The sequence below is a fragment of the Pedobacter punctiformis genome, assembly GCF_027213715.1.
In the GTDB taxonomy this organism is placed as follows: Bacteria; Bacteroidota; Bacteroidia; order Sphingobacteriales; family Sphingobacteriaceae; genus Pedobacter; species Pedobacter punctiformis.
Map to the genome: position 1 here is coordinate 15,544 of NZ_JAPWGM010000004.1, position 22,896 is coordinate 38,439.

Consider the following 22,896-nt stretch of genomic DNA (forward strand, 5'->3'; position numbering starts at 1 on the left):
AAAAATGGTATACTTCTAAGCAAATTGCAGTAAATCGTGGGTTCAATTGTCCTGTTTCTTCAAATCATTTTTTCCATAACAATAAGTTCTATCAATTGTCTTGGTTGTCCAAAACGTACATTATCGTGAAAAGGTTGTATCTCTCCTGTAAAAGAATAACCGCGGCGTTCGTACCAGCTAATTAATTCTTCGCGACCTTTAATCACCGTCATGGTAATCGTATCGCAATTTTGTTGTTTTGCAATTACTTCTGCTGCCTCAATTAACGCTCTTCCAACACCGTTTCCCTGCAAGGTTGGCGATACACTGAACATGCCCAGATACAATTTTGGCGTTTTAAGTTCCAAATAAACGGAACCTATAATTTTTCCATGGTCATTGGTATACTTTAATAGGGTAATGGCTTCGTTTTTAAAATATTCAGCCAAAGTTTCTTCATCTATCCTGATGCCATTGAGCAGATTGGCTTCAGTTGTCCAGCCTTTTTTAGATTCCTCTCCGCGGTAAGCACTGTTAACCAACCGGTTTATTTCAGGAATGTCTGCTGATGTGGCTCTGGTAATTGGCATAATGATCATTTAACAGGTAAGGGTGCCTGCGGATTATAAATAACAAAAAGCCAACTTTCGTTTAGAAAATTGGCCTTTTGTTTGGGTTAAAATTATTAAAATGAATAACTAAGACCTCCAAAAACATTTATACCATTTACCTGATAATAAAGGTATCTGCTATAGTTTTTATTTAAAAGGTTATTGGCCTTTGCAAAAACAGAAAACTTGTTATTAATACGGTACTCTGCACCTAAACCTAAATCAACATAACCTTTAACTGTTACGATAGATTCTATTGCGGTGTTAGGGGAAACGTATTGTAATGCCGGTACCGGATTAGCGGTATAAATTTTTGCTTTCACATCATCCTGAATCACCACGGCAGCATTAAAGCTTAATTTTTTATTGTAGGTATAGGTAAAGTTAGAGCCTACTTTTAAACCTGGTTTAAACCAACTGTACGTTTCAGCTGCTGGCTTGTAATCATCTATGTTTAATTTACCTGTCCATTTTAAAGCATCACTTACCTGAACTGAAATTTCGCCTTCTAAACCAGTTATTTTACTTTTTCCGAAGTCGTAAATCACATCAAACTTGTTAAAATCTGTAAAGTTGTTTACAAATAAAGGCATATCGTCCATTTGTTTCATGTAGAAACGGGCTTTATAACCAAAACCAGGACCGCCTGTACCTTTAATACCTGCACTGATGCTTAATTTTTCAACCGTGTTTTTAACCAGGACATTGCTGTTTAACCATGGGTTTTCATCCGTAAAGCTTTTCATTGAATTTCTGGTTACATCGCCTTTAACTTCTCCAAACACCTGTAAGTAATCAGGAATTAGGGTAAAATCTGCAGTAACCGCCGGGAATATCCTTGAGCTGCTATATGCGCCAAATTCCTGTACAAAATTAATACCTGCTGTAATTTTAGCACCTTTAACCTGCAGGCGGATGTATGGATTTAAACGTAACAAATTGTTTCCAACACTGGTTAAAGCATCTTTAGTATTTCCAAATTCGGTTGATGCCGCAAGACCAAGGTTTAAAGAGTTAATGCGTTTGTTTAAATAGCCATTTAAGCCGATGTAGCTTTCTTTTGCACTGTATTTATCACTCCACAAATAACCATTTGCTTTAACTGCATAGCTTAACGCATCCTGATCTTCAGTATAGTTTTTAACCAATTCGCCTTCTGCCTCAAGTAGGGTTAGGGCCTGTTTTTCCGGATTGGGGTTTAAAGTTGGTCTGTCATTATCAATACCGTAAAAATATAAACCATTACGTTCAAAGTTAATCCGGCCACTTACTGTATTCTGATCTAAAATGCTCCGACCGAATATGCTTACTTGCTGGCTACTGCTATTTTGTTTATTCAGTTTACCTTGCTGACTGAAGTGCTTAAAATAACCACCCAATTGCATGCCTTCATCTTTACCTAAATTAATATAAGCTTCGCCCAGTATGGTTCCTAAACTACCAATGCCACCTTTAACATAGTTATTAATTAATTCGGTTTGTTTTTCATCGGCAAGTTGCTGTGCCTGCAGTTTTTTAATGTCGCTGTTTAATTCCAGCTTTCTATCCGTAACGCTGTAATTAAGTTTAGCTTTATAAATTTTAACATCATTTAAATCCGGACTTCTTCTCAGTTTTACAGCTTCTGCTAAAATTGGTTTGTATGGACGTACAACTTCAATTTCTTCATTTACTACTGCCTTTTCATCCGTTTTTTTATCCTGCGCCTGGACAGTCATCATTCCGGCAACTAAAAAAAACAGTGAACTATATATATATTTAATCGACTTCATAATTCTACTTCTTCTGGTTTAGTTTTTCTAGTTTCTCTTTGGCTGTTGGGATAATGTCATCCTTGCCGTCGTAATTATCAATAATGCTTAGAAGCGTACTTTTAGCCTGTAAATTATCTTTTAATGCTACATAGTTATCTGATAGCAAAATGAATGATTTGGCTACCCAATAATCGTAAGAAGGCATGTTGTTAATTAGATCGAAACAGGTTTTAGATGAGGTTTTGAAATCTCCTTTTGTATATTCAAGTAAAGCCAGGTTGTATTTAGCTTCTGCCGCCGCAACTGTTTTGGTGCTGGCTACCACGTTTTTAAATTCTTTAACCGCTGTTGTAGTATCTCCCTTTAACAAATAAGCTTTACCTGCAAATAAGCCAGAACTGTTTTTCTCCTCTTCAGAAGCTTTTTCAGATCCTTTGGTTAATGCTGCATATTTAAGCATATCATCAGGCAGGTTTAGTGCCGTGTAGGCTTTTAGCAAGTTGTTAATGGCATAACTGTAATGCGATTTATAATCAGTAGTGGTTTCTAATCTTTTCAAATAAACGATGGCTTCGTTGTATTTTTTCTGATCCAGAAACACCTGAGAAATACTTAATAACGAACGTTCAGTATAATCACTGGTCCAGTCGTTTAAGATAAACTCATAATCAGGAATCGCTTCATCCGGACGTTTTAATTTTACTAAAGATTCTGCACGGATAAACTTAGCCTCTTTTTCATGGATGGCTTTAGGGAACTTATCAAAATAAGCATTAACCGCCAATAAAGCGCCATTGGCATCACCTTTTAGGTATAAGTTGTTGGCCGCACTAAAAATAATATTATCCTGCTCAGCATTTGAATAGTTGCCCAGCGGGGTAGTGCCTGCATAAGTAATAAATCCATTGGCATCACCACGATCTACGTAAATATTTTTAATGGATTCCAAAGCTTGTTTGGCCTCATCAGCACTTGGGTAATCGCGGATTACCTTTTTAAACGATTCTAAAGCCGCATCGTCCTGATCCTGGTTGTACTGAACCAAACCGATGGTAACCAAAGCTTTTGGTACATAACTGCTGCGAGGATATTTTGCAACCAAATCAACTAAATCCGATCTCGATTTATCAAAATCGCCTTTATTGAAATAGGTATAAGCTGTTTCGAAACCTGCATCATCCGCATAATTTGAATTGGGAAACTGTTTCAATAAACTTTGCATGGTTGCAATTTTGGTGTCGTATTGATTTTCCAATCCCTGGATCATTCCTTTTTGGAAAAGGGCATAATCTTCAGCCGTAGTTTTGCGGCTGATAATTTTGTTATAGTTTGCCATTGCATCGCCATAGTTCTTATTTACGAAGTAAGAATCGGCTAAGCGGATGGTTGCATCATCAATTGTTTTTTGATCTTTATCGTTTCCTGCAAGGAATTTTTCAAAGTAATTTGCTGCCTTACTGTATTTTTCATCTTCAAAAGCTGCATAAGCCAGGGCGTAATTTGCAAAATTGTAAACCCCTGTTTTATCGGCGTCAGGCATTTTTAAAAACTTTTCGAAGGTTGAAACAGCTTCTCCATACTTGCGCAATTCGTACATCGATTCTGCTTTCCAATACATGCTTAAGGCACTGATTTCGTTGTCTTCAGCAAATTTTTCTGAACGAAGAAACATAGCCAAAGCATTTGGAAACGCTCTTTCGTTATAAAACTCAAGTCCGCGGAAATAAGTTACTTTTTGATACGCTTCTTTGGCTTCTAAAGTTTTATTCGGAATAGGTTCCAGAATATCAACTGCGGCCTGGTAATTTTTTGTAGTTAATAAAACCTCGCCTAATAAAGTTTTCGCTTCGTTGGTTTTTTTAGAGTTAGGAAATTGCTTTAAGAAGTTTTGCGTTGCATCCAGAGCTTGCTGATGAAACTCTAGTTCATAGCTTAATTTAGCATAATTTAACCAGGCTTCTTCCTGAATGGCTTTATCAAAATCTAAACGCGAGGCTCTGAAAAATGCACTCTGCGCTTTTTGTTTATTGCCTAGCTGAATAAATGCTTTACCTAAAGTGTACATACCGTTTTGCAGGTAAATATCATCCGAGTTCAGTTTTTCTAAAACAGTTACAGATTCTTTATATTTTTTGTTTTGAAATAAAGAGTAACCATACTGATAAATGAACAGGTTATTTTTGGTTTCGCTTTTATCTTTAGCATAAAACTCTGCAAAATATTTTTCAGCATTTTTAAATTCCGATTTTGCAAAATAAGAGGCTGCAACCAAACTCAACATTTCCGGTTCGAACTGTTGCTGCGTTTTTTGCATTGCCGGAATCGCATAATCAATTACGTCATCATAACGTTCATCCAGATAGTACATTGAAGTGATGTAATACGGATAACTGGCTTCATAGGTTGGCGAACCTTTTAACTTTTCGAAGTTTGCTAAAGCTGTTTTATACTCCTTATTCAGGTAGTTGATGTAAGCGAAATAGTAGGTTGCACTTTCCTGAAATTCGCCACTTTCTTTCTTAACTTTTTCAAATAAAGGTTCGGCTTTTTCATAATCTTTCAATTCAAAATAAGCGTAACCTTGTTTAAACTGGTACTCTAAACGTTGCTTGCCAGAAAGGGTAGAAGGATCAGTTTTTTCAAACCATTCTAAAGCTTTTTTATAGTTTTTTTGGTTGAAATAAGTTTTTCCAACATAAAAATAAGCCAGTTTGGTATTTGGATTTAAAGGATAATCGCGGATAAAAGCCTGAAATAAACTCTCTGCATCACTATTGGTTAACTCTAATGCGCATACTGCTGCATAAAATTTTGCATTCTCTTTTAATAATGACAATTCAGCATTACTTTCTGATTGTGTTGAGGGTTTAAAACGTTGTTGCTCAACTAATTTAAATTGTTGTGCAGCAGCAGTGTATTTTTCTTTGTCTAATAATTCTAACCCGGTTTGATAGTTTTTATTGAGGTTTTGCACGGCGCTTATCTGCGCATAACTGCTAAAACTTCCTGCTAAAAGTAGCGGAATTAGTAAATATTTTTTTTGCATCGGTTTCAAATATGGTTGGTACTAAATTATAAAATAGTATCAAAGCTTATCAACATAAGTAATTAACATCTGTTGATAACACAACTTTAACGAAGGGATTTTGGAATTGGTATGAGGAAAATACGAATGTGTAAAAAAGTAATTTTATCGAACCGATTAACTATAAAATTGATTAACGGGTACAATTTATACCATTAACAATTCAGAACTTTAAGCTTAATACTAACCCTGGCTAGCCAATAAATACAGCACGGCCATTCTAACTGCTACACCATTTTCGACCTGTTCGAGGATGATAGATTGTTTGCTGTCAGCCACATCACTTGTAATCTCCACGCCTCTGTTTATAGGGCCGGGGTGCATCACAATGATCTCTTTATCCAGGTTATCCAGAATTTGTTTATTTAGGCCATACATCATAGCATATTCCCTTAAAGATGGGAAGTATTTGATGTCCTGACGCTCTAACTGGATACGAAGCATGTTTGCTACATCGCACCAATTCAGTGCTTTAACTAAGTTGTGCTCAACTTTTACTCCAAGTTGATGAATGTGTTTAGGAATTAATGTGGTAGGTCCGCAAACCATAACTTCGGCACCCAAACGCTGTAAGCAAAGGATGTTGGATATGGCTACACGTGAATGCAGAATGTCACCCACGATGACTACTTTTTTTCCGGCAACATCACCTAGTTTCTGGCGGATTGAAAAGGCATCCAGTAAAGCTTGCGTCGGATGCTCATGAGCGCCATCGCCGGCATTTACAATCTGTGCTTTTACATGTTTGCTTAAAAACTGACCTGCACCCGCATAAGGATGGCGCATAACCACCATATCCACTTTCATAGATAAGATGTTGTTTACGGTATCGATCAGGGTTTCGCCTTTACTTACAGAAGAAGAAGAAGCGGCAAAGTTGACCACATCGGCCGAAAGCCTTTTCTCCGCAAGCTCAAAAGAGAGTTTGGTACGGGTAGAGTTTTCGAAGAAAATATTGGCAATGGTAATGTCGCGGAGGGAAGGCACTTTTTTAATAGGCCTGTTAATCACTTCTTTAAAATTATCTGCAGTTTCGAAAATTAATTCGATATCATTCCGGTTAATATCTTTAATGCCTAAAAGATGTCGGGTTGATAATTTGTCTGCTGCCATTTTCTGCTATTGCTTATCTGATAATAATAAAACTTTGTCTTCACCTTCTTCGTTTGCCCAACTTACTTTTACCTGTTGAGAATCTAAGCTATCTACCTGATGCCCAATGTAATCAGGCTCGATAGGTAAATGTCTGCTAAACCTGCGGTCAATTAAAACCAGCAGCTCAACTTTCTCGGGTCTGCCATAAGCCAGTAAAGCATCAAGTGCTGCTCTGATGGTTCTTCCGGTCCAAAGTACATCATCAATTAAAATTACTTTTTTGCCTTCAATAATAAAGTCGATTGAATTACTGCTGGCGGTAACCAAGCCATCTTTTCTCCGAAAATCATCCCTGAAAAACGTAATGTCAAGGTTACCCTTAAGTATTTTTTTGTGTTTAAGAATAATTTGAAGTTCCTGTTGAATCCGCTCGGCCAAAAAAATACCTCTTGGTTGGATGCCAATTAAAACGGTATTCGCGAAATCGTCGTGGTTTTCAATTAATTGATGGCAGAGCCTCTTAATTGTAATCTGAATTTTTTGTCCGTCAAGAAGTGTTTTCTTTTGCATTGAAGAAGGATTGGGCAAATATATAAAAATGTTTCAAGGTTAAAAAGTTGAAGATCGATTGTTTTTAATTTCAGTGCTAAAATGTTCTGTCACAACCTTTAAAAATCAATTGCTCGGGCTTCCATATCAGAGATGGCCAAAGTTCAATATCAGAAATTTTAAACCAGCTGGTCTTTCTCAATTAACGCCAAAAGCTGTTCATGAATGAGGCTGGTTATTTTATTGTTCCCATCCCCAATTAATTTTCCATCAACTTTATACACCGGAAAGGCATTTTTGGTTGAGCTGCTTACAAAAGCCTCTTTGGCATTATAAACTTCATCTAAAGTAAAATCTCTTTCTGTAAATTTATAATCCGGAATATTCAGACCCAAAATTTTACTTCTGGTAATTCCCTTTAAAATTTCATTATTAGTCGTGATAATTTCATTATCAGTAACAATAAAAAAATTAGCACGGGGGCATTCTCTTACCATTCCATGATTATGATAAAGCAAATCATCGGCATCATTTTCTTTTACAAATTTTTGCAAACGAATGGCTTGTAAATAATCAATTGTTTTTACCTGCGGAATTTGCCGCTGATGATTGTAACTGATTAAAGAAAATCCTTTTTGGGGCAAGCTTTGACTAATTTCTAAAGGAGTTTGGATAATAATCAGATTTGGTTTTACCAGGGTATTGCCGTCTTCTGAATAACCTCCCGTTAGGATAATTTTTATGCCCGAATTGGGTATGTTATTCTTCTCAATGAGTTTTTGAATCGTGCCGCTCAATTGAACTCTGTCTAAATCAACTTCTAAATTCATCTCTTTTGCCGAGTTGTAAAAGCGATCCAGGTAATTTTCAATAAAAATAGGCTTGTTGTTGATGGTTTTTAAAAAATCGAAGATTCCATAACCTCTTTGAATAGATAAATCCGATACCGAAATTTTGGCATCTTCACTGGCGAAAAATTGGTTGTTAATAGAAATATACATGTTAGCTTCAGCTTTAATAAGTTAAGCTAATGTACTGGATTATTAATTTTATTGCCAATAATTAAGGCAAAGTGTGTGAATAAGACATAAATCTGATTTTTATTAAAGTTTTAAATATCTAACTTTATTTATGGACCAACCCGTAATTTTATTTGATGGTGTTTGCAACCTTTGTAATGCATCGGTTCAGTTTGTAATTGAGCATGATTCAAAGCAATTATTTAAGTTTGCAGCGTTGCAAAGTGATTACGCCAGGGAAGTGTTAAAGCCTTTTAAGGTTAATCCTGAGGAGCTGAATACGACGATGCTGATTGAGAACGGTAAACTTTATAAAAGATCTTCTTCGGCGCTCAGGGTTGCGAAACATTTAAATGGCCTGTGGCCAATGTTATATGGATTTATGATTATTCCTAAGTTTATTCGCGATTGGGTTTACGATATTATTGCAAACAACCGCTATAAATGGTGGGGAAAGCAGGAAAGTTGCTGGGTACCAACACCCGAGCTGAAAAGCAGATTTTATTCCTGAGGTATATTTTCTCCGTCAATGGTTTTTCTTTTGGGCCTCCAAAGCCAAAGCGTAAATATAAATAAGGGGAGCGTTATGCTAATTGCCGTTAAAATAAGCTGGGGCCTCTGACTTATTATATCCGCATCTGTTGTTGTAAAAATGTAAACACATTCTTTAATCGCGAAAATGGTAATGAGGGTAAAAATAACAGCTAAAACTTTACGCATAAATCATCTAATTTTCAGCAAATATACATAGAATTAAAAATCACCTGTCAGGTATCTTTTGCTGTAAGTTATGCCCATTAAATCGTAACGTTTAAATTGCGTATTCAGGCGTTTTTTAAAGTCGGGATAATTTCTTTTACCTTTCGGACTCCATAAAATTTCACTCAAGGCATCCAGTCTCGGAAAAAGCATATACTGTACTTTTGCAGGATTGGTGATGTACTCGCTCCATAAACACCCTTGTCCGCCCCAAATGTATTTAGCTTGTTCTGCCGTTAATTCTGCCGGAATTGGTTCGTAATTGTAAACATCAATCAGTGGAGATAACTTATTAGCAGTTAAACTATCCTCTTTAACAAATTGTGCATGATTGAAGTACATTTTATTCTCTGGAGTCATAATGGCTTTGTGGCCTTGTTTTGCGGCTTCAATGCCCCCTTTTTCGCCCTGCCAACTCATTACAATAGCATTTGGAGCAAGGCCACCCTGTAAAATTTCATTCCAGCCAATAATTGTTTTGCCTTTACTGTTTACAAATTTCTCCATTCTTCTGATGAAATAACTTTGCAGTGCACTTTCATCCTTTAAATTATTAGCTTTCATAATTTGCTGAGCAACAGCAGATTGTTTCCACCAGGTTTTTGCTGCTTCGTCTCCGCCAACATGGATGTAAGGCGCAGGGAATAAATCCATTACTTCAGTTAAAACATCTTCCAAAAAAGAGAAGGTTTTTTCTGTTGGCTGCAAAACATTGTTAAACTTATTAAAGATGCCCCAGGTTTGGGCTACTTCATATTTTTTTGAAGGTTCTGTACCCAATTCAGGGTAAGAAGCTAAAACGGCCATGTTGTGTGCGGGCATTTCAATTTCGGGAATGATGGTAACATAGCGGTCGGCAGCATATTTAATAACCTCTTTAATTTGTTCCTGAGTGTAAAATCCGCCGTGTTTTATTCCATCATTTCCGGTTCCTGGATACAAACCAATAATACTTCCGTTGCGCCAGGCACCAACCTCGGTTAGCTTTGGATATTTTTTAATCTCTATTCGCCAGCCATGGTCATCAGTTAAGTGCCAATGAAAATAATTCATTTTATGCAATGCCAGGTAGTCAATGTATTGTTTTACAAAAGCAATATCAAAAAAGTGACGGCTTACATCCAAATGCATGCCGCGGTAAGCAAAACGAGGATAATCTATAATGGAAACCGAGGGAACCTGAACCGGAAAAGCTTTATTTGAATAGGGCAGAAGCTGAATTAAAGTTTGTATACCATAAAAAATACCTTTGGAAGATGTGGCCTGAATGGTGATTTGTTTAGCATCTGAATTTAATTCGTAGCGGTCTTCATTTTCAGTCTTAACATTGCTTATAACTAATTTTATAACACTGGTTTTGCGATCAGAAACTGCAGACTGAGTAACGTTGCTGCCAAGGTATTTAAATAAGTAATCCTTCAAAAACAAAGCATTGTTCGATAAAGAATCAGCAGCTATAATTTGAGTATTGCTATCAATGATAAAAGGAGAGTTTTTGGATTTTATTTCGACTTTTACCGGTTGAGGAATAATATTGATTTCCTGAGCAGAAAGATTAAAGGTAATCGCCAGTAAAAAAAGAAATGTAAAAACTCTCATATGGATAAGCTATTATTTTTTCAAAAGTAAGAAAAAACACTTTGGGATAAAAGTGAACGATTTATAAGCTTAGGATATACATTAAATAAACATTGTTATTTATTCATAATGAGTGTGTTATAGTTATTTTTTTCAAATGGGAGGTTCTTAAATGCTCTTATATTTCTTACATGGTTCAAAACTATAGCTTCAAATAATTGCCATATAAGACATTAAGAAAATATAAGACTGATGACCTTTGTTAAATAAACCCGAGAGCATGAATGCCGTTTTTCACGGCAGGAAGTATAACGGGGCTTGGCTCTTGCTTTCGTTTTCTAATTATTATTTTATACCCTATAAGTTATTCTTAAATGCTTTTACAATTTTTTAGATCGTTCAAAATAAATCCGTGAATTCAGTATTTCCGTGGCAAAAAAATCCACAAAAAAATCCACAAAAAAAGCCTCCGATTTTCATCGAAGGCTTTAATATGATCAGTTAAAAAGAACTAGCCTTTTTTAGCTTTGCTCTCTTCGCCTTCTAATTGCGATTTCAATTGAGCTAATACGTCTAAATCTCCTAAAGTAGATTTCTCTACAGAATCTTTAACTTTTTTAACAGCAGTTACAGCAGCTTTAGCTTCTTTTTTCTTAGTTGCTCTTTCTTCAGCAACAGCTTCAGCTTTAACCTCTTCCCAAATGCGGGCGTGAGATACTACAATGCGTTTTGCTTCTTTGTTGAATTCAATGATTTTGAAGTCATTGGTTTCTTCAGCTTTAACCGAAGTACCATCTTCTTTAACCATGTGTTTAGTTGGTACGAAACCTTCTACGCCATATGGTAAAGCAATAACAGCACCTTTATCAGTTACTTTAACAACAGTACCCTGGTGAACCGAATCTAAAGTAAAGATCGTTTCGAAAGTATCCCAAGGGTTTTCTTCTAATTGTTTGTGACCTAAGCTTAATTTACGGTTATCAACGTCTAATTCTAAAACAACTACGTCTAATACATCACCAACTTTAGTGAATTCGTTAGGGTGGTTAACTTTTTTAGACCATGATAAGTCAGAAATGTGGATTAAACCATCGATACCTTCTTCAATTTCCACGAAAACACCAAAGTTAGTCATGTTTTTAACAACAGCTTTGTGTTTGCTTCCTACAGGGAATTTAGCAGCAACTTCTTGCCAAGGATCGTTAGATAATTGTTTAATACCCAAGCTCATTTTGCGCTCGTCTCTGTCTAAAGTTAAAACTTCAGCTTCGATCTCATCACCAACTTTTAAGAATTCCTGTGGATTTCTTAAGTTTTGTGACCAGCTCATTTCAGATACGTGGATTAAACCTTCAACACCTGGAATGATTTCTAAGAAAGCACCGTAATCTGCAACAGTTACGATTTTTCCTTTAACTTTAGAACCAACCTGAATGTCAGCACTTAAATTTTCCCAAGGGTGTGGAGTTAATTGTTTTAATCCTAATGCGATACGTTTTTTCTCATCATCAAAATCTAAAACAACAACGTTGATTTTTTCATCTAATGATAATACTTCTTTTGGATGCTCTATGCGGCCCCAAGAAATATCAGTAATGTGAAGTAAACCATCAACACCACCTAAATCGATGAACACACCGAAATCAGTAATGTTTTTAACAGTACCTTCTAATACCTGTCCTTTTTCTAATTTAGAAACGATTTCTACTTTTTGGCTTTCTAAATCGTCTTCAATTAACACTTTATGAGAAACTACAACGTTTTTAAACTCATGGTTAATTTTAACAACTTTGAATTCCATTGTTTTACCAACGTAAACATCGTAGTCACGGATAGGTTTAATATCAATTTGAGATCCTGGTAAGAAAGCCTCAACGCCCATAATGTCAACAATTAAACCACCTTTAGTACGGCTTTTTACAAAACCATTGATGATTCTATCATTTTCAAGCGCCTCGTTAATAGCTTCCCATGATCTTTGAGTTTTAGCTCTTTTGCGAGAAAGAATCAATTGACCGTTAGCATCTTCTGGTGCTTCAACGAAAACGTCAACTGAATCGCCGATTTTTAGATCTGGTGTATCACGGAATTCTGAAGTAGAAACTAAACCGTCAGATTTGAAACCTACGTTTAATACTACGTCTTTGTTGTTAATTGAAACAACAATACCGCTAATGATTTCACCTTTAGTGATCTGATTAAATGTTCCGGCATACATATCTTCAAACTTTTTACGGTCTGCATCATTGTAATTACCGAATACTTTTTCATCTGCATCCCAATCAAAATCTTCTGTTGGTGTTGCTAATGATGATTTGATCGATTCGATCGAAACTGAATCAGCTTCTGATTCAATAGTTTCTTTTTCAGTCAAGCGTCCGCCTGCATCCTGAAGCTCAGCTGTCTTAGCTGCTAGTTCTTTTTCTGCTACTTGTTTTTTAGCCATTAATTAATTATCTCCTTTTTTCCCTATTTAGGGACTGCAAAGGTAAAACTTTTTTTAATTATAGAAAAGATTTTTTTAATAAATGTTGCTGATTTTTAGCATATTAAGAAAGCCCGGTCCTCGATTCTGAATTTATTTCAGAATACCAGTCGTAAAGACAAGGCGTTTAGCGTACTGCTTTTTGTAATGATTTGAAAATGAGCATTTAGCCGCTCTTCCCAAACAGCAGTCCTGCTTTTGCTCATAGTCCTCTCCGGATGTAAAATCGGAATGTGGGCTAATCCGCTCCGCCAGGTTTAAGAATCCAGGCTTACTTAAGAAACCTAAATCCGGTTTTAATAATTACTTCTTAATAAAGGTTCCTTTGGTAAAGCCTTCACCTATTAAAGTATTTTCATCTCTGATTAACAATAAAATAGTATTTTGTTCCTGTTGCAGTTTAATCATATCGCCCTCAATTACGTAATGAGCGATAAATAATGAATCAGAATAAACATCTTTTACCACAACAGAATCTTTCGTTTTAAAATCAAAAGATTGGTATTGAGTATCGCTGTCACTTGCAAATGTACCCGTAACCACTTTTTCTTTTATAAAAGTGATAAAACAAAAATAACCGGTTACCAATACCACAAGGGTAGAAAACGCAATTAGAATCCTGTTTTGCCTCAAATATTTAAATATAAAAAACAAAATAGTGATCAGTATTAAGGCTACAATTGAAAAAAAGATCAGATTGGAGTTATCTGTTATAGCTTTTGGTGTAGCTACCGCTGCCGGTTTTACAACTGGTTTTGAAGGAACGGGGCTAACCCTGATTAAATATTCTTTACTTACCCAACCTTCGCCATTTGTTACCTTAACCTTAAAATATTTCGCATCCGCCGAATCCAGCACTGCCACATTTTCATCCTGACGGATAAAGCCAATAACTTTACTTTTCGGATCGTTCGTTGCTCTGACATTTAATTTGTCGGCTTTAACGCGGTACATATCTTGTGCACTTAAATTCATCGAAGAAATAAATAGCGCAACAAACAGGAATAATATTCTGGTCATAATCATAGGTAATAAAAAACATTAACGAATAGCCAATGCAGCAAAAATTAACGCAAGAAGTAAGCAGAGTGTTAAATGCCTCAAAAGTATAAAATACTTTCAATAAGGCTAAAGAAGATTAAAAAAAGATAATTTGGACTAATACCGAAAGTAAAGAAAATCAATGAAGCTCATGGATGTAAAAAACATCTGCTATTTAAGAATTTCACCCAGTACTTTATTCAATTTAACTTTATTCTTTGCAAAAGGTTCCAGGTTGTACAGCTGAACCGTTTTGAATTCAATAGGATGGCTTTCGCTTTGTAAAGAAATATAACCACCAGTTAAAGCCTTTCCATCTACTTTTACTTTAGGATCATAATTGGCTACGTTACCGCCACCAATCTGTGGTTTGGTATATTCCAGTACAACCTCGTGATTGATAATGTGTTTGATAACAGAATCGCCTAAAACTAAAAACTCTGCAGTAACCCATTGATCACCCGCATAAGTTTTTGATTTAGAATCCAGGCAGTGCGGAGTAAATAATTTTCCTTCGTACACGATTTGAGTACCCGGGGTACAAACATTACTGGTATGGCGTTCGTGCTCACCGTCGCCACCTAAAATTTGTCCTTCAATAGATATTGGGAAATCCTGATCTTTCAGCATCGTTTCAGGTGCCTGACAATGCAGCATGGCACCGCTGTTTCGCAATGCCCAGCCTTCACCACCTTTAACCTGGTCGCCTACAAAACGATAGGTTACCTTTAACAAATAATAAGAAAAAGGTTTTTTATAGAAAATGTGTCCGTATTGCTGATCAAAACTTTGATAACCATCGTAACTTACCTTTAATAAACCATTTTCTACGCGAAAAGTATTTGCATAGTTTTCTTGATAGTTATGCTTAGAAATTTTAATATTCCAGTCTTTTAAATCTTTTCCATTAAAAAGATTAATCCAACCTTTTTGGGCTGAAACCTGATTTACATATAATAAGGTAACAATTGCAAGCAGAGATAATTTTAATTTCATATTTAAAAGCAGTGGTTTGCTGTTAAAAATAAGAAATTAAATTATACCAGTTATACTTTCAGTAAAGGATTAAGCTGTTTTAGTTAAAAAAGGTTCAACTCTTTCTAAGGCAAAAGCCAATTGTTCTTCCTGTGTAAGTTCTGTATTATCCAAAATTATGGCATCATCAGCTCTAACCAAAGGACTTTCCTTCCTGGTTGTATCTGCATAATCTCGGTGAGCCAGGTTTTCAAAAACTTCTTCCAAAGTGGTTTCATTATTGCCTTTACTTTCCAGCTCTTTAAATCTTCGTTCAGCCCTGATTTTAGGGTCAGCAGTCATGAAAAACTTAACCGGTGCATCAGGAAAAACAGTTGTGCCTATGTCACGGCCATCCATTACAATATTTTTAGATTTCCCCATTCTTTGTTGTTGCTTCACCATTTCGTGGCGCACAATTTTATGAGCAGAAACCTCACTAACATTTTCCGAAACAGGCATCAAACGGATTTCATCAGAAACTTCTTCACCGTTTAAAGTAATATGAGATTGATAATCACGTGAATGGAAATTCAATTCAATGTGTTGTAAAGCATCGGCGACGCTGGCATCATCTGCAACATTGATTTTATTTCTTAGAAAATATAAAGTCACAGCCCGGTACATCGCACCACTGTCAACATAAATAAAGCCTAATTTTTTAGCCAATGCTTTAGCCAATGTACTTTTTCCACAAGATGAATAACCATCTATCGCTATTACTACATTTTTTCTCATCGCAGGCAAAGGTAAAAAAATAGAAAGGTATTGATGAATTTTTTAGGCGTATAAAGAACAATTCTAAACAAAAATGGCATGTAGATAAGCAGGAGAATAAATCTTTTTAAATTGTTTCAGCAATTTATACTTTTGTGGCATGTTACCCACAAGAGAAGAAATATTAAAGTCGGCTACCTTCAAAACATCACGCAGCGGAGGTAAGGGTGGGCAGAACGTAAATAAGGTTTCCAGTAAGGTTGAACTGATTTTTAACCTGGAAGAAGCTGAATATTTTACCGATGAAGAAAAAACGTTGTTAAAATCCAGACTCGAAAACCGTCTCGATACAGAAGGTTTTTTGCACATCGTTTCTCAAGAAGACAGAAGTCAGCTTTTAAACAAAGAAAAAACGGTAGCGAAGTTGCTGGATTTATTAAAACGATCTCTTTTGGTTGAAAAGAAACGTAAGCCAACGAAAATACCCAGGGCAGTAATTCAAAAACGTTTAAAAACAAAATCTGTCACCGCTCAGAAAAAAGAAAGCCGTAAAAAACCAAATTTCGATTAGTTTTACGGCTTTTTTTATTAAATATATCTATTTATATTTTTTCGAACCGGTAATACAAACTTAACCCGCCATAATTCTGTGCTTTTGCAGCACTTTCAACTTCTTTAGTTTTGAAAATAACATTAAAATCGGCTGTAAAACGTTTCGAACTATAATTTAAACCGAATTGCTGCTCAAAAACAATTGGTTTAACACCAAAAGTTACCGGGCTATTATGGTTAAATAGACTGCCCTGGATAGTTGCATCATAAGCCACAACATTTAATTGCGGTTTTAAATAGAAGAAAAACTCAGATTTGTTCAGGTTTTTGGTTTTAGATTCGCCAATTACCGCGTTATGGTAAGCGCTGTTAAAGAGCTGATTTAATTTTCCGGCTCTGAATAATATGGAAGTACCCAAACCGGAAAAAGTGGTTCCTAAATTGGCGTAGCCCTGTCCGCTAAAATCAATAATATTATCAGTACTGCGGTATAGTAATTTACTGTAATTTCCAGCCAGGTTAAGTGCACAATCATTTTTAATCTGATAATCCCAGCCAGCCGGGGCATAAAAACCAACGGTTTGATGTAAAAACTTTTGTGCATTGCGTGCTAAAGAGCTGGGGCCAATCATCCCAATTTCTGCACTTAACTTTAAAACTGTTTCTTTTTTATAAAAAATAGAATAAGCTCCTCCGGCATATAAATATCCTGCAAAAGGTCTGTCCTGATCTTCTTTGTTTGGTACTGAACCCCAATAGGGCGTATACATTTTTTGGCCTAGAGAAATTTCGTAGATTTTCTTTTCTATTTTATCCGAAAACTTTTCAGGATTTAATGCGCTTCTGAAATAGATAAATAAGCCATTGGTATAGTATCTGTCATTCAATGTAGCCAGATAGGCATCATTTTCTGTTTTAAAGCCAAACTCGTTTTTAAAACTTTGGGCATTTACGCTTAAAGAAATAAAGATAATGAATAGGGAGGATAGGATTGATTTCATAAAAAAGCCCGGAAATATATCCCGGGCTGTAAAAGTATTTATTGTAACTGAAATTATGGACTGTTAAGCCAAAAGATTACAATTTAGTTTACAATTGGAGCAATTTTAATACTTAAATCCAATGGCTTTTTAACTTTGTTTTTGGTTAAAGCCAAATCAATTACTTCACTCATTTCGTTAACATAATGGAATTTTAAATCCTTAATGTAACTCTCTTTAATTTCTAAAATATCTTTACGGTTGCTTTTGCAAAGAATAATTTCTTTAATATTCGCTCTTTTGGCGGCCAATATTTTTTCTTTAATCCCACCAACAGGAAGCACTTTACCACGTAAAGTAATTTCGCCCGTCATGGCTAAATGTTGTTTTACTTTGCGCTGCGTAAATGCTGATGTTAAAGCGGTAAGCATAGTTACCCCAGCCGAAGGGCCATCTTTTGGCGTTGCACCTGCAGGTACGTGTACGTGAACATCCCAGTTATCAAACAACGAATAATCAATGCCGAATTCTGCTGCATGTGCACGTAAATAAGCCAAAGCAATTACCGCAGACTCTTTCATTACATCACCCAAATTACCGGTTAAAGTTAATTTGCCTTTACCCGGGCTCAAACTGGATTCAATAAATAAAATATCGCCACCAACACTTGTCCAGGCCAAACCGGTAACCACGCCTGCAACTTCGTTACCTTCATATAAATCCTTATCGTAAATCGGGGCTCCTAAAATACGTTCTACATCCTCATTTGTTAAATTTGGATTATATTCTTCTTCCATTGCAATTTTTGTTGCAACGCCACGCACCAGCGAACCTACTTTTTTCTCTAAGCCACGTACACCAGATTCGCGGGTATAATCTTCAATTACCTTTTCAATTAAAGCAGGTTTCAGATTGATGTCTTTATTTTGCAAACCATGATTTTCCTTTTGTTTAGGTAAAAGGTATTTCTTGGCAATTTCAATTTTCTCTTCAATCGTATAGCCGTTTACTTCAATAATTTCCATACGGTCAAGCAGGGCAGGCTGTATGGTGCTTAAAGAGTTTGCGGTTGCAATGAACAGGATGTTCGATAAATCGTAGTCCATTTCTACATAATGATCGTAAAAGGCACTATTTTGCTCCGGATCTAAAACTTCCAGTAAGGCAGAAGAAGGATCGCCACGATGGTCTGTACCTACCTTATCAATCTCATCCAGTACAAAAACAGGATTATCCGCACCTGCTTTTTTAATTGACGAAATAATACGACCGGGCATTGCGCCAATATAAGTTTTACGGTGACCACGAATTTCGGCTTCATCGCGAATACCACCCAATGCCATACGTACATACTTACGGCCCAAGGCTTTTGCAATAGATTTTCCTAATGATGTTTTACCAACTCCCGGAGGGCCAACCAAACATAAAATAGGCGCTTTCATATTGCGTTTCAGCTTCAAAACCGCTAAATATTCTATAATACGCTGTTTAACCTTTTCTAAACCGAAATGGTCTTTATCTAAAATGCGTTGTGCTCTTTTAAGGTCAAAATTATCTTTGGTGAACTCGCTCCATGGTAAATCCAGAAGTAATTCCAGATAATTTAACTGGATAGAATAATCTGGTGCTGCCGGATTCATGCGGCCCAGTTTATCTAATTCTTTATCAAAATGCTCCGCAACAGGTTTAGCCCATTTTTTCTTTTTAGCCCTTTCCTGTAAAGCATCAAACTCTAAATCGGCAGAGTTACCACCCAATTCTTCCTGAATTGTTTTTAACTGCTGATTTAAAAAATAATCGCGTTGTTGCTTATCCAGGTCGGTACGAACTTTAGATTGAATCTGATTTCTCAGTTCCAGCATCTGTAATTCGACCATTAAAAGCTCCATTACTTTTTGAGCCCTTTCCTGCAATTTATCCATTTCCAGGATTTGCTGCTTATCCGCCATTTCGGCATTCATGTTTGACGAAATAAAATTGATCAAAAATGAATTACTTTCTATGTTTTTAAGGGCGATGCTGGCTTCACTTGGAATGTTTGGCGAAAGCTGAATAATTTGAGCAGACATTTCACGGATCGAAGCAATTAATGCTTTAAATTCTTTGTCTGTTTTATGTTTTTGCTCTTCAAATTTCTTAACGGTTGCCTTAATGTAAGGTTCGTTTTGCACTTCTTCCAGTAACCTGAAACGTTGTTTACCCTGGATAATCACGGTGGTGTTTCCATCAGGCATTTGCAACAACTTAATAATGTTGGCAACCGTACCAACGTTATTTAACTGGTCAAAAGTAGGATCTTCAATTGAAACGTCTTTCTGAGAAACTACGCCAATAATCTTATTTCCTTTGTATGCTTCTTTAATTAATTTGATTGATTTATCTCTGCCTACCGTAATTGGAATTACCACACCAGGAAACAGAACCGTATTTCGCAAAGGCAGTATAGCCAATCTTTCAGGAGTCTCCTCATTGTTCATATCTTCCTCGTCCTGCTGAGACATTAAGGGAAAAAATTCGGTATCCTCGTTTATCATGGGCATTGCAGAATTGAAATCAAATATATCGTTTTTACTCATTCTCGAATTTATATATCACGACAAACTGGCAGTTTAATCGTTAACAGATTGTTTAAATTACTTAACAGGATAATAAATTCAACTCTTGTGCCAAAGTGAAAATTATATTAATGTTATGTTAAAAAGGCAGTATAATTTTAAATATTTGTATTAAATATCATATAAACCAATATTTAACGTTTATGTTGTTTAAACGAATGAGTTTAGTTAAAGAAAAATAAAAATCTTTTAAATTATCGGATTTCGATTATATTGCAAAATATATCTATGTAAATCTTAACTGATGTGTTAGATTTGTTAACTTATTATTAATACATGAACTATTTTAAACAAACCATTTTAGGGTTAATTATTTTCTCATCAAGCAGTGCCATAGCTCAAAACAATTCAGATAAAAGCATGCAGGCTATGATGAAAGGCGATTATAAAACTGCAATAATGCAGCTGGAAAAAGCCGATGCTAAAGATCCTAACAATGCAGATGTTTTAAAAATGCTGGGTTATTCTTATTTTCAAAAAGGAGATTATGAAAACTCTATTGCTATTTACAGCCGTTTGCTTATTCTAAAACCAAACGAAGTTTCTGCATACTATTACAGAGGCAAGGCGAGATTAAACATTGCAAATGATCCAAAGGAATCGTTAAGCCAAATGCGGGAGAGTTTTTACACTACAGCCATTAAAGATTTTACAAAAGCGATAGAAATTAGTGGTGAAGAAGATACACAAGGCCTTCAAAACAGAGCCTTGGCCTATAAAGATTATGCAATTTTCAGGTCATATAAAGTTAAAAAAGGACCAGATAAAGTAGCTTGTATTGCACTGTTTAACAACTCTATTGCCGATTTTCAAAAGGTTTTAACCATGCAGCCTTTAAGAAAAGACATTATCGACTGGATTACTTATGATAAAGCACAGATTGCCAGTTTAAAATAAAAGAAATTAATCATAAAAAAGGGGCTTTGAAATTTTCAAAGCCCCTTTTTTATTTCAGCTTACCTGTAATAATATATTTTTTAGGATTAAGTAATTTGATTTTTTGCTGCTTTCTTATTTCGTATAAGCTGTCTGGATAGTAGAGTAAGGTATCAGTTGATTGATATACCATGTTTTTATTTTCTCTGATAATTTCAATGCTGGTTACTTTACCATTTACTTTAACAATAATAATTCTTTTTACAGGGATTTTTCTGTTGTCAGAAGTGTAGGTTTCTGTATCAGCCACCTTATTTATTTTAAAACTGCCTCTCCAGGAGGTTTTGTTAATGTCGGCATCGGTAAATATGGTAAGTTCTTTTTCCCAATCATTAATTTTTGTGGCTTTACTTTCTGCATCACCATTAAGATTTACCAATTTTTGGACCAAAGGTTTTACTTTTTGCAAATGCAAAGCTTCATTTTTAAAATAGCCTTTAACATCAAAGTATAATAAATCGGTATTTGCTTCTGCATCTTTTCGTTGGTTGCACGAAAAGAAAGCCAGGGCAAATACCAAAATACAAAGGTTCTTCGTCATTATATTAAAACGTTTCCTGTCATTTCTTCCGGAATAGCAACACCCAATATTTTTAAAATAGTAGGAGCAATGTCTCCTAACTTACCGTCAGTAATACTTTTATAGTCGTTATCAATTAAAATACAAGGAACAAGATTAGTCGTGTGTGCTGTATTTACCGATCCGTCATTGTTAACCATATATTCTGAGTTGCCATGATCTGCCAGTAAAATAAAAGAGTAGCCATTTTCCAACCCCTTGTTCACGACAATTTCTGCACATTGGTCAGCAGTTTCAACAGCCTTTATAACGGCATCAAATACGCCCGTATGACCCACCATATCAGGGTTAGCAAAATTTAAACAGATAAAATCTGCCCATCCGGTTTCCATTTCCTTTGTAATGGCCTCGGTAATTCCTGCAGCACTCATTTCAGGTTGTAAATCGTAAGTAGCAACTTTTGGTGAAGGAATAAGGATTCGTTTTTCGTTTTCAAATTCAGATTCTCTTCCACCGGAGAAAAAGAAAGTTACGTGTGGGTATTTTTCAGTTTCGGCAATGCGGATTTGAGTTTTTTGATTTTCGGCCAAAACTTCACCAAGCGTTTTACTTAAATCATCTTTCGTAAAAATCACATTTACCTTTTCAAAGCTTTCGTCATAAGTGGTCATCGTTACGTAGTACAATGGCAATTTATGCATTTGTTGCTCAGGGAAATCTTTTTGAGTTAAAGCAGTCGTAATTTCACGACCTCTATCTGTACGGAAGTTAAAGCAAATTACTACGTCATCACTTTGAATGGTTGCAACAGGTGCACCATTATCCTGCGTTAAAACAATCGGTTTTAAAAATTCATCGGTAATGCCATCAGCATAAGATTTTTGAATGGCAGTTAAGGCATCCTGAGTTTTCTCCCCAATACCATTCACCATTACATCATAAGCCTGTTTAACACGTTCCCAACGATTATCTCTGTCCATGGCATAATAACGGCCAATTAATGAGGCAATTTTGGTTGAAGAACCCTGTATGTGATTTTGAAGATCCGAGATGAAACCCAATCCTGAATTAGGATCAGTATCACGCCCATCTAAAAAGCCATGGATAAAAACCTTTTCTAAACTGGCTTCCTGTGCAGCATCGCTAAGTGCTTTTAAATGCTCGATGTGTGCATGTACACCACCGTTTGAAACCAAACCGATAAAATGTAGCGCTTTATTATTTTTTTTGGCATAATCAAAGGCTTCCAATAAAACCGGATTACGGTGTAATTCGTGATCAGCTATTGATTTATTTATACGGCCAAGTTCCTGATAAACAACTCTGCCGGCACCTAAATTCATGTGGCCAACTTCCGAGTTTCCCATCTGCCCAGCAGGTAAACCCACTGCTTCGCCAGATGCTTCCAGTTTTGAATTAGGATATTTTTTTAACAATGAATCAAAAAAAGGCGTGTTGGCGGCAAATGCAGCATCTGAACTATCTTGTTTTCCGTAGCCCCAACCATCTAGAATAATAAGTGCGAGTTTTTTATTTTTTATCATGTTTATTCAAATAATTATAACAATACTCAAAACAATTTGGTGCGTAACCTGTTTTAGTATTTT

The 22,896-nt window shown here is 35.8% G+C and carries 18 protein-coding genes; 3 read left to right on the forward strand and 15 right to left on the reverse strand.

Features of this window, described 5'->3' with window-relative positions; translation table 11 throughout:
• Window positions 1–59: 59 nt before the first annotated feature.
• The 6 genes from O0955_RS12090 to O0955_RS12115 form a co-directional block, all read right to left on the reverse strand.
• The gene (locus O0955_RS12090) at window positions 60–569 is read right to left on the reverse strand and encodes a GNAT family N-acetyltransferase (RefSeq protein ID WP_269427804.1); all 510 of its coding nucleotides are present in this window, start codon (window positions 567–569) and stop codon (window positions 60–62) included.
• 95 nt (window positions 570–664) lie between these two features.
• Window positions 665–2,362 (reverse strand): porin family protein, encoded by a 1,698-nt coding sequence (locus O0955_RS12095; RefSeq protein WP_269427805.1) that lies wholly within the window; start codon window positions 2,360–2,362, stop codon window positions 665–667.
• Window positions 2,363–2,366: 4 nt separating this feature from the next.
• Window positions 2,367–5,390 (reverse strand): tetratricopeptide repeat protein, encoded by a 3,024-nt coding sequence (locus tag O0955_RS12100; protein ID WP_269427806.1) that lies wholly within the window; start codon window positions 5,388–5,390, stop codon window positions 2,367–2,369.
• Between the two features lie 222 nt (window positions 5,391–5,612).
• Entirely contained in the window at window positions 5,613–6,542 is a 930-nt protein-coding gene (locus O0955_RS12105; protein WP_269427807.1) for an aspartate carbamoyltransferase catalytic subunit, read from the reverse strand.
• A gap of 6 nt (window positions 6,543–6,548) precedes the next feature.
• Window positions 6,549–7,094, reverse strand: coding sequence for a bifunctional pyr operon transcriptional regulator/uracil phosphoribosyltransferase PyrR (gene pyrR / locus O0955_RS12110; RefSeq protein WP_269427808.1), 546 nt, complete (start codon window positions 7,092–7,094; stop codon window positions 6,549–6,551).
• Between the two features lie 158 nt (window positions 7,095–7,252).
• Window positions 7,253–8,074 carry an aminotransferase class IV gene (locus O0955_RS12115; protein WP_269427809.1) on the reverse strand — a complete coding sequence of 274 codons (822 nt, stop codon included), beginning with the start codon at window positions 8,072–8,074 and terminating at the stop codon, window positions 7,253–7,255.
• Window positions 8,075–8,204: 130 nt separating this feature from the next.
• Here O0955_RS12115 and O0955_RS12120 point away from each other — a divergent pair, with 130 nt between their 5' ends.
• The gene (locus O0955_RS12120; RefSeq protein WP_269427810.1) at window positions 8,205–8,603 is read left to right on the forward strand and encodes a thiol-disulfide oxidoreductase DCC family protein; all 399 of its coding nucleotides are present in this window, start codon (window positions 8,205–8,207) and stop codon (window positions 8,601–8,603) included.
• 242 nt (window positions 8,604–8,845) lie between these two features.
• Here the strand turns inward: O0955_RS12120 and O0955_RS12125 are convergent, their stop codons facing one another.
• The 5 genes from O0955_RS12125 to cmk form a co-directional block, all read right to left on the reverse strand.
• A complete protein-coding gene (locus O0955_RS12125; protein WP_269427811.1) occupies window positions 8,846–10,450 on the reverse strand; it encodes a beta-N-acetylhexosaminidase in 1,605 nt (534 codons plus the stop codon).
• A 490-nt stretch (window positions 10,451–10,940) separates the two neighbouring features.
• Window positions 10,941–12,875 carry a 30S ribosomal protein S1 gene (gene rpsA / locus O0955_RS12130; RefSeq protein WP_269427812.1) on the reverse strand — a complete coding sequence of 645 codons (1,935 nt, stop codon included), beginning with the start codon at window positions 12,873–12,875 and terminating at the stop codon, window positions 10,941–10,943.
• 342 nt (window positions 12,876–13,217) lie between these two features.
• Window positions 13,218–13,934: an SH3 domain-containing protein gene (locus tag O0955_RS12135; protein WP_269427813.1), complete on the reverse strand. Its 717-nt coding sequence runs from the start codon at window positions 13,932–13,934 to the stop codon at window positions 13,218–13,220.
• Window positions 13,935–14,126: 192 nt separating this feature from the next.
• A complete protein-coding gene (locus O0955_RS12140) occupies window positions 14,127–14,951 on the reverse strand; it encodes a 3-keto-disaccharide hydrolase (RefSeq protein WP_269427814.1) in 825 nt (274 codons plus the stop codon).
• Window positions 14,952–15,020: 69 nt separating this feature from the next.
• Window positions 15,021–15,707, reverse strand: a complete 687-nt coding sequence (gene cmk, locus O0955_RS12145; RefSeq protein WP_269427815.1) for a (d)CMP kinase — start codon at window positions 15,705–15,707, stop codon at window positions 15,021–15,023.
• Window positions 15,708–15,846: 139 nt separating this feature from the next.
• On the opposite strand from cmk, the gene arfB reads away from it, so the two are divergent.
• Entirely contained in the window at window positions 15,847–16,257 is a 411-nt protein-coding gene (gene arfB / locus O0955_RS12150) for an alternative ribosome rescue aminoacyl-tRNA hydrolase ArfB (RefSeq protein ID WP_269427816.1), read from the forward strand.
• 31 nt (window positions 16,258–16,288) lie between these two features.
• Here the strand turns inward: arfB and O0955_RS12155 are convergent, their stop codons facing one another.
• Window positions 16,289–17,239, reverse strand: a complete 951-nt coding sequence (locus tag O0955_RS12155; RefSeq protein ID WP_269427817.1) for a lipid A deacylase LpxR family protein — start codon at window positions 17,237–17,239, stop codon at window positions 16,289–16,291.
• Window positions 17,240–17,322: 83 nt separating this feature from the next.
• The gene (gene lon, locus O0955_RS12160; protein ID WP_269427818.1) at window positions 17,323–19,794 is read right to left on the reverse strand and encodes an endopeptidase La; all 2,472 of its coding nucleotides are present in this window, start codon (window positions 19,792–19,794) and stop codon (window positions 17,323–17,325) included.
• A 315-nt stretch (window positions 19,795–20,109) separates the two neighbouring features.
• Here lon and O0955_RS12165 point away from each other — a divergent pair, with 315 nt between their 5' ends.
• The gene (locus tag O0955_RS12165; RefSeq protein ID WP_269427819.1) at window positions 20,110–20,730 is read left to right on the forward strand and encodes a tetratricopeptide repeat protein; all 621 of its coding nucleotides are present in this window, start codon (window positions 20,110–20,112) and stop codon (window positions 20,728–20,730) included.
• A gap of 49 nt (window positions 20,731–20,779) precedes the next feature.
• Here O0955_RS12165 and O0955_RS12170 read toward each other — a convergent pair whose 3' ends face one another.
• Both O0955_RS12170 and gpmI read right to left on the reverse strand, forming a co-directional pair.
• The gene (locus O0955_RS12170) at window positions 20,780–21,310 is read right to left on the reverse strand and encodes a hypothetical protein (protein ID WP_269427820.1); all 531 of its coding nucleotides are present in this window, start codon (window positions 21,308–21,310) and stop codon (window positions 20,780–20,782) included.
• Window positions 21,310–22,833 (reverse strand): 2,3-bisphosphoglycerate-independent phosphoglycerate mutase, encoded by a 1,524-nt coding sequence (gene gpmI, locus O0955_RS12175; protein ID WP_269427821.1) that lies wholly within the window; start codon window positions 22,831–22,833, stop codon window positions 21,310–21,312. The genes O0955_RS12170 and gpmI overlap by 1 nt, the downstream gene beginning before the upstream one ends.
• Between the last annotated feature and the right edge of the window lie 63 nt (window positions 22,834–22,896).

What these genes read in the sequence shown, in the direction of transcription:
- O0955_RS12140 (WP_269427814.1), bottom strand. Translation starts at nt 14,951, where the DNA reads ATGAAATTAAAATTATCTCTGCTTGCAATTGTTACCTTATTATATGTA.
- arfB (WP_269427816.1), top strand. Translation starts at nt 15,847, where the DNA reads ATGTTACCCACAAGAGAAGAAATATTAAAGTCGGCTACCTTCAAAACA.
- lon (WP_269427818.1), bottom strand. Translation starts at nt 19,794, where the DNA reads ATGAGTAAAAACGATATATTTGATTTCAATTCTGCAATGCCCATGATA.
- O0955_RS12170 (WP_269427820.1), bottom strand. Translation starts at nt 21,310, where the DNA reads ATGACGAAGAACCTTTGTATTTTGGTATTTGCCCTGGCTTTCTTTTCG.
- O0955_RS12090 (WP_269427804.1), bottom strand. Translation starts at nt 569, where the DNA reads ATGCCAATTACCAGAGCCACATCAGCAGACATTCCTGAAATAAACCGG.
- O0955_RS12135 (WP_269427813.1), bottom strand. Translation starts at nt 13,934, where the DNA reads ATGACCAGAATATTATTCCTGTTTGTTGCGCTATTTATTTCTTCGATG.
- O0955_RS12120 (WP_269427810.1), top strand. Translation starts at nt 8,205, where the DNA reads ATGGACCAACCCGTAATTTTATTTGATGGTGTTTGCAACCTTTGTAAT.
- O0955_RS12165 (WP_269427819.1), top strand. Translation starts at nt 20,110, where the DNA reads ATGAACTATTTTAAACAAACCATTTTAGGGTTAATTATTTTCTCATCA.
- cmk (WP_269427815.1), bottom strand. Translation starts at nt 15,707, where the DNA reads ATGAGAAAAAATGTAGTAATAGCGATAGATGGTTATTCATCTTGTGGA.
- rpsA (WP_269427812.1), bottom strand. Translation starts at nt 12,875, where the DNA reads ATGGCTAAAAAACAAGTAGCAGAAAAAGAACTAGCAGCTAAGACAGCT.
- O0955_RS12115 (WP_269427809.1), bottom strand. Translation starts at nt 8,074, where the DNA reads ATGTATATTTCTATTAACAACCAATTTTTCGCCAGTGAAGATGCCAAA.
- O0955_RS12125 (WP_269427811.1), bottom strand. Translation starts at nt 10,450, where the DNA reads ATGAGAGTTTTTACATTTCTTTTTTTACTGGCGATTACCTTTAATCTT.
- O0955_RS12105 (WP_269427807.1), bottom strand. Translation starts at nt 6,542, where the DNA reads ATGGCAGCAGACAAATTATCAACCCGACATCTTTTAGGCATTAAAGAT.
- O0955_RS12100 (WP_269427806.1), bottom strand. Translation starts at nt 5,390, where the DNA reads ATGCAAAAAAAATATTTACTAATTCCGCTACTTTTAGCAGGAAGTTTT.
- O0955_RS12095 (WP_269427805.1), bottom strand. Translation starts at nt 2,362, where the DNA reads ATGAAGTCGATTAAATATATATATAGTTCACTGTTTTTTTTAGTTGCC.
- gpmI (WP_269427821.1), bottom strand. Translation starts at nt 22,833, where the DNA reads ATGATAAAAAATAAAAAACTCGCACTTATTATTCTAGATGGTTGGGGC.
- O0955_RS12155 (WP_269427817.1), bottom strand. Translation starts at nt 17,239, where the DNA reads ATGAAATCAATCCTATCCTCCCTATTCATTATCTTTATTTCTTTAAGC.
- pyrR (WP_269427808.1), bottom strand. Translation starts at nt 7,094, where the DNA reads ATGCAAAAGAAAACACTTCTTGACGGACAAAAAATTCAGATTACAATT.